This window comes from Bradyrhizobium sp. STM 3809 (assembly GCF_000239795.1).
GTDB lineage: Bacteria > Pseudomonadota > Alphaproteobacteria > Rhizobiales > Xanthobacteraceae > Bradyrhizobium.
On sequence record NZ_CAFJ01000707.1, the window covers coordinates 1 to 2,310 of the forward strand.

General features: G+C 65.5%; 2 protein-coding genes and 1 pseudogene. All 3 read left to right on the forward strand.

Annotation, left to right across the window (positions count from 1 at the left end; translation table 11 throughout):
• The first annotated feature begins 30 nt into the window (after positions 1-30).
• A complete protein-coding gene (locus tag BRAS3809_RS30860; RefSeq protein ID WP_008965939.1) occupies positions 31-1,545 on the forward strand; it encodes an amidase in 1,515 nt (504 codons plus the stop codon).
• Positions 1,545-1,847: a putative quinol monooxygenase gene (locus tag BRAS3809_RS30865; protein WP_008965940.1), complete on the forward strand. Its 303-nt coding sequence runs from the start codon at positions 1,545-1,547 to the stop codon at positions 1,845-1,847. Before BRAS3809_RS30860 ends, BRAS3809_RS30865 begins: the two co-directional genes overlap by 1 nt.
• A gap of 320 nt (positions 1,848-2,167) precedes the next feature.
• Positions 2,168-2,310 (forward strand): annotated as a pseudogene (locus BRAS3809_RS37520) (ribosome biogenesis GTP-binding protein YihA/YsxC); the annotation flags it as partial.

Below are 2,310 nucleotides of genomic sequence, written 5' to 3' on the forward strand. Positions count from 1 at the left end.
CCAGCTTGTCCTCACAAGAAAGGATGACTCATGTCCATCAAACGCCCGAATGCCGAGGAAGTCGCCGATCTCGCCGCCAGCCTGCATATGAACATGACGGTCGAGGAGGCCGCCGAATATCTGTCGCTGATGGGCGGCATGTTCGACCAGTACGACATCATCGACGAGCTGCCGAACCCGCTGCCGCCGGTCAAATATCCGCGCACGCCCGGCTATAAGCCGATGCCGAAGGAGAACAAGTACAACGCCTGGGCGATCAAGACCGAGGTGAAGGGCGCGCCGTCCGGCAAGCTCGCCGGCCGCACAGTCGTGCTGAAGGACAACGTCGCGCTCGCCGGCGTCCCCATGATGAACGGCTCGACCACGCTCGAAGGCTTCATTCCCGCGGCTGACGCCACCATCGTCACCCGCATCCTCGATGCCGGCGGCACCATCGTCGGCAAGGCCGTCTGCGAGCATTTCTGTCTGTCCGGCGGCAGCCACACCTCGGATCCCGCGCCGGTGCACAATCCCCTGAAGATGGGCTATTCGGCCGGCGGCTCGTCCTCGGGCAGCGCGGCGCTGGTGGCAGCGGGCGAGGTCGACATGTCCATCGGCGGCGACCAGGGCGGCTCGATCCGCATCCCCGCGTCCTATTGCGGCATCTACGGCATGAAGGCGACCCACGGCCTCGTGCCTTACACCGGCGTGATGCCGATCGAGTCGACCATCGACCATACCGGCCCGATGACGGCCAACGTCAAGGACAACGCGCTGCTGCTCGAAGTGCTCGCCGGCGCCGACGGCCTCGATCCGCGGCAATACGCGCCGAAGGTCGCGGCCTACACTGAGGCGCTCGGCAAGGGCGTCAAGGGCCTCAAGATCGGCGTGCTCAAGGAAGGCTTCAGCGCGCCGAACATGCAGGAGGGCGTGGTCAGCAAGGTCAAGGCGGGCGCGGAGCGTTTCGCCAAGATGGGTGCCAGCGTCTCGGAGGTTTCGATCCCCGAGCACATGCATGCGCTGGCGGCGTGGAATCCGATCACGCTCGAAGGCTTCCTGGTGCAGATGATGCTCGGCAACGGCATGGGCTTCAACTGGAAGGGCCTCTACGACGTCGGCCTGCTCGACGCGCATTCCGGCTGGCGCACCCGCGCCGACGATCTCTCGGTGACCCTGAAGCTGACCATGCTGGTCGGGCAGTGGGGCGTCGAGCATTATCGCGGCCGCTACTACGCCAAGTCGCGCAACATCGCGATCGCCGCCAAGGCGGCCTATGACGCCATGTTCGGCTCCTACGATCTCCTGCTGATGCCGACCTTGCCCTGCGTCGCCACGCCGATCCCGGCCAAGGACGCGCCGCTCGCCGAGGTCGTGCAGCGCGCCTTCGAGATGACCGCGACGACGAGCCCGTTCGACGTCACCGGTCACCCCGCGATGACCTTGCCGTGCGGCCTCTCCGACGGTCTCCCGGTCGGCCTGATGCTGATCGGCAAGGACTACGCCGAGGCCACCATCTACCAGGCGGCGGCGGCGTTCGAGGCCGACGGCGACTGGAAGAAGTTCTGATGATCACGATCACCGCGGTCATCAGGGCCAAGGCGGGACACGAGGCCATGATGCGCGACGCCCTCGTCGCCGTCGCGGCCCATGTCGCGGCCAACGAGCCGGAGACGATCGGGTTCTTCATCTCGCAGAGCGAGACCGAGCCCGGTCTCTTCACCACCTATGAGCGCTTCGCCGACAAGGCCGCGATGGACCGCCACAACGGCTCCGCCGCGGTGGCGACCTTCTTCGGCATCGCCAAGCCGATCCTCGATGGCGAGGTCATTCTCGTGACCTCGCAGGAGGTGTCGGCGACGATGCGGTAGGGCCGAGAGCTCAGTCCGCCAATCGTCCTTCGAGACGCCCGCCAAGCGGCGGGCTCCTCAGGACGAGGGCGGTGGGTGTGGCGATGATAGGCTAGTGCTTACTACGAACTCAAGCATTGCTACCTTCACAGTCATTCCNGGGCGATGCAAAGCATCGAACCCGGAATCTCGAGATTACGGGTTCACGCTTCGCGTGCCCCGGAATGACAGCGGACTAGAACAGCCGTCTTTGCGAGGAACGCAGCGACGAAGCAATCCAGAGTCCTTGCTCAGCCCCGGATTGCTTCGCTTCGCTCGCAATGACGAGGCGAGAGCATCTCATGACCACCAGCGCCGATGCGGATGAGCGGCTGATCGAGAAGGGCCGCAAGCTGTTCGCACAGGCCTGGCGTTTCACCCATGCCTCGCCGTCGATCGCGAGCCTGCCGCCGATGGGCGCGATCGAGGTCGCCTTCGCAGGCCG

Excerpts from the sequence above, each read along its gene's own strand:
- BRAS3809_RS30860 (WP_008965939.1), top strand. The coding sequence starts at position 31 with ATGTCCATCAAACGCCCGAATGCCGAGGAAGTCGCCGATCTCGCCGCC.
- BRAS3809_RS30865 (WP_008965940.1), top strand. The coding sequence starts at position 1,545 with ATGATCACGATCACCGCGGTCATCAGGGCCAAGGCGGGACACGAGGCC.